The following is a 4,469-nucleotide window of genomic DNA, read 5'->3' on the forward strand; positions in this document are numbered from 1 at the left end:
ACTATTGCGTGAAATCACCAAATTCGGGAAGGTAATCACGCCAGAGGTCGTTGTGGATCGCTTTTAGGTACTTTGTTAGACTGATATAAGGAACATAGCGAGGGCGACGCGGGGGGCGAAGAAGCTTCATCCCAGCTTGCGCAACTGTCTTATGAGCTTTGCGTAGGTTGCATCTTCGGCAGCAAGCGACTAAATTTTCCCATGAAGCAGAACCACCCATAGAACGCGGCATGATATGGTCGATTGTGAGGTCACGAGCGGTGGCGCCGCAATATTGGCATCGGTACCTATCACGCGCTAAAATCGTGTAGCGTGATAGTTTAAGAACAGGCATGGGGCGTTTGACGTGGTAACGCATTCGAATAACAGAAGGAGCGTCTAGTAACCCATGACCCGTTCGAATAGAATGACCGTTTTGATGAAGGGTCTCGACTTTGCCGACCATGATCAAGCCGAGCGCTCGGCAAAGCGAGCATATATTCAACGGCTCATAATCATTATTCAGGACTAAAACTTCATGGGTGTCCATCGCCGAATCGGGTCTCCTTAATAACCCAAAAGCCCGACGCATACATATTGAATATGGTTACCTTATTTAAAATTCTACCGGACAGGCGACGTTTTGTCAAGTTCAACTAGCCTATTCGCAGGCGCAGATCAGGCATGTATTAAGTATTATTCCTTACGAGAATTCTTCCTTTTATCTCAGCGAAAACCGGATGCAATTCAATTATGCGTCCCACCACCTTTATGCAATCTCTTGCTCATTCATTGAAAAGTCCGCAATGATAATTGTTGAATCAGAGGAGTTTTAATCTATATTAGATGGAACGCATGGCGCAAGTAATTGGTGTATCACAGGGTGATGATTGGATATTGATGAGGTCGCAGTAAATAATCAAAGCTATTTGAAAAATTTAAACAAGAAACAAACGGTTATTAAGTCACATATTGTGCTTAACACTCTTTTTCTGTTCTGAGCTATTAAATAAAATTATGAAAAAAGATTAAACTCTGCAATTAATAGTCGCTCATTGTTAGAAAATCTTGTCATAATAAATATGATATTGTCTTGTAACTGCTTCTGGGCGTTTGGAGTGGGCCCTCTGACAAGATTTGCACCTTCTGATGGATATGCCTTTTAGGCGCGATTTTAAAATAAGATAGCCGATGATGCCCTTATTAACTGAGTATGATTTTAAGGTGTCTGGGAGTTTATATGAAACGCGCTCTAATAGTTCTTAATGGACGTTCGCCAGGTAGGCGTTTGCTTAAATCGCTAACGCAGGGGGCTGATTTGATCGCAGCAGCCGATGGCGGCGCACAAGCCTTGCTTGATGCAGGAATTGGATTTCATGCCATAGTTGGAGACATTGATTCTTTTGACCCTAAAAAGGTCGCTAAAAAGAAGGTCGAAATAGTTCAAGAACAAGGGCAGGAAGATACTGACTTCGAGAAAACACTTCGTTGGATTCTTCGCACTTCAGATGCGCGCGATATTATTTTCACAGCAGGGATGAGCGATGAGTTCGATCATGTTCTTACGCATTTGAGCATTGCCAGTAAATATGCTCGTCGCGCCAAAATTCGACAGGTCGAGGATAGCGCAGTGATCTACTTTGTTACTGAGCGATTGGAGTTGGATCTGAAGCTCGGGACAAAAATTTCCCTCGTTGCACTAGGGTCGGCCGAAGGTGTGAAGACGCATGGACTGAAATGGCCTTTGCTTGGCGAAGACTTGCAAATGGGTCTTAGAGATGGACTTCATAATGAGGTATCTCAGCGACACGTTACGATTGATGTGCGCGATGGGTGCCTGGCAGTGATCCTAAATAAGACTAAGGGTGAAGCCTTTCGTTGGTAAGACTGTTCTTATGTCAATTGTCGAATAAGCTTTGAAGCAATCTCGCCCTCTTCCGCCCCCATTTCCAGAATCGGCCTATCACCTAAAACCTTTTAGTTAGCTTAAACTCGCGTATAATAAGGGGGATGTTTTGTTGGAGGAATGAATGAGTGAAGTTGTGCGCGGCCGAAAACGGGCTGTAACGGCTGAAGCGTTGGTATCGATTCGTAGTATTTCTGATATAGCGTTTCACCCCGGTGGGCAGGTGCTGATGTTCACTGTAGATGAAGCTGATTTCGATAAAAGCCAACGGGTTAATCACCTTTTTTGTGCGGAATATGGGCGGAAGCATCCTCAACAGATGACTTGGAGTGAGGCTGGAGAACATAGCGCTCTTTGGTCAGAGGATGGCAAGTGGGTGGCAATGTTTTCGGCTAGGGGTGAGAACCTGGAAGAGGATCAAGAAGAGCCAAAAGAACAGATTTGGCTTCTTCCTGAAATCGGTGAAGCTAAAAAGCTGACTACTGCCGGTGATGGGGTTAGACAATTCCAATGGATGCCCGATTCAAAGCAAATTGTCTACCTCGCTTCTGAACCAAAAGCGCCTGCGATTAGAGCAATCGAAGAAAAGCTTGAAGACCGCAAAAGAGATGCCGACATCGAAGACGCCGATAAACCCCGCCAGCAATTGTGGTTAATTAATATCGATTCAAGTGAAAAGAAACTGTTGTATGCAGGTGACTATGGCTTAAGCCACTTTGAAATCTCTCCTGACGGAAAATGGATTGCCTTTAGCACCAATTACACCGGTGAAGGCCGCCATGAGCATCGCTATGATATCGTTATTTTGAACGTAATAACCGGCGAAACAGAAGTGTTGGTTAAGCGCCAAAACTGTGGGATGGAATTGCGTTTTTCACCCGACAGTAAAACCCTCGCGTTTTTGGCATGCAATGATCCTAATCTAGGATTTTCGCAAAGAGGCATCTTCACTATTCCTATTAAAGGCGGTGATTTGGTCAATCTAACCGAAGGGCTTGACCGTGATGTCGAAGGTTTTGAATGGAGCCGATATGATAAGCAGATATATCTTGCTGCTGCAACGGGCGTTTATTTACCGCTATACAAGCTGAATCCAAAAACAAAAGGAATCACCCTGATTGCCTGTGAAAACCAGGTCATTGGCGACTTTGTACCCGGCAAACGTGGGGTGGCGATGGTGGTGCAAGATGCTGAAAACGCACCGGAAGTTTATGCCCTTCGTAAAGACGGCACTCTTCGTCGAATCACTGACTTCAATCGGGATCTCACTCGTCATCACTGCCTAGCAAAGCAGGAAGTTGTCCGTTGGAAGAGCGATGAGTGGGAAATCGAAGGACTGTTGGTTTATCCGCTCGATTTCAAACAGGGTGAGCGATACCCTATGATTGTCTCCGTCCACGGAGGTCCCGCCGGTACGACTACCAACACGCTTCGGAACCATACGATGGCTCAGCTATTCGCGGCACATGGTTATGCAGTGCTTCTACCCAACTATCGCGGTTCAAGCGGTTATTCTGCGGATTTTCAGATTGCTGATTTACGGGATATTGGCGGAGGGGATTTCCGCGACATTATGAATGGTGTGGATTGGGCAATCGACGCCGGTATCGCCGATTCGAAGCAAATTGGGCTAATTGGCGCAAGTTATGGCGGATATATGACCAATTGGGCCATCACCCAGACTGATCGCTTTGCAGCAGCAGTTTCGCTATTTGGCATATTTAACCTATTTACTGATTACAGCAATTCGGCTTTTCCGAGATGGGAACGGGAGTACCTGGGTGCTTTTTATTGGGAAGACCCCCAGATTTACTTCGAGCGATCTCCCTTCCGTTATGTCAACCAGATTAAGACCCCCGTTTTGATTATGCATGGTGAGGAAGATGCGAACACTTTCATCAGCAATTCAAAAGAGATGTATCAGGCTCTAAAGGAAAAGGGAGATGTGCAAGTTGAATTCGTGCGTTTCCCGCGTGAGGGGCACGGTAATTCCGAGCCTAATCATCGAGTTGATGAAGCTAGAAGATGGCTTGAATGGTTTGATCGTTATCTAAAACCCGCTAAGGTCATTATCCGGCGTGTGGGCGATTTGATTAAAATGGATGGCTGGGAACTGCGTATCGTCGGGGCTGAACCGGTTGAGTTCGGTAAGAAACGGGGAGAAAATAATCCGTATCTACAAGTAGAGTTCGCATTGTCGAACCGCACTGGCAAAATGGATGATTTCACATTAAACCTTGATGAAGTATGGCTTTCTGATACGAACGGACGGGCGTATCGTCCTGTCGGCGTTCCTGTGAACATGTTCGATACGATGGTGTTTATAAAAGGCCGGCATATCCAGCTTAATGTGGCAGCAGATAAAGATACGGGAGTAGTTGCCGCCCCGATTAGCGCTTTGTTTGATTTGCCACGAAAAGGCGGGGAGTATCTGCTTCATATTAGGGAATTTCCTCCGGTGAGAGTATTTGTCAATCCGGTAAGGCGTAAACCGCCTGAGAAATCGGATGGAGCAGAACCGCCGATAAGAGAGAAATCGAAATTACATAAGCGAGTAGAATAATATAAATCACTCATTTTAAGG

The 4,469-nt window shown here is 45.6% G+C and carries 3 protein-coding genes; 2 read left to right on the top strand and 1 reads right to left on the bottom strand.

The genetic code is table 11. The annotated features are described in order from the left end of the window. Position 1 precedes the first annotated feature (1 nt). Positions 2-529, bottom strand: coding sequence for an HNH endonuclease (locus WCO51_10065; protein ID MEI6513603.1), 528 nt, complete (start codon positions 527-529; stop codon positions 2-4). Positions 530-1,219: 690 nt separating this feature from the next. On the opposite strand from WCO51_10065, the gene WCO51_10070 reads away from it, so the two are divergent. Next, positions 1,220-1,864, top strand: coding sequence for a thiamine diphosphokinase (locus tag WCO51_10070; protein ID MEI6513604.1), 645 nt, complete (start codon positions 1,220-1,222; stop codon positions 1,862-1,864). A 145-nt stretch (positions 1,865-2,009) separates the two neighbouring features. Beyond that, positions 2,010-4,448, top strand: coding sequence for a S9 family peptidase (locus WCO51_10075; GenBank protein MEI6513605.1), 2,439 nt, complete (start codon positions 2,010-2,012; stop codon positions 4,446-4,448). Positions 4,449-4,469 lie beyond the last annotated feature (21 nt).

It is taken from the genome of bacterium, assembly GCA_037131655.1.
GTDB lineage: Bacteria > Armatimonadota > Fimbriimonadia > Fimbriimonadales > JBAXQP01 > JBAXQP01.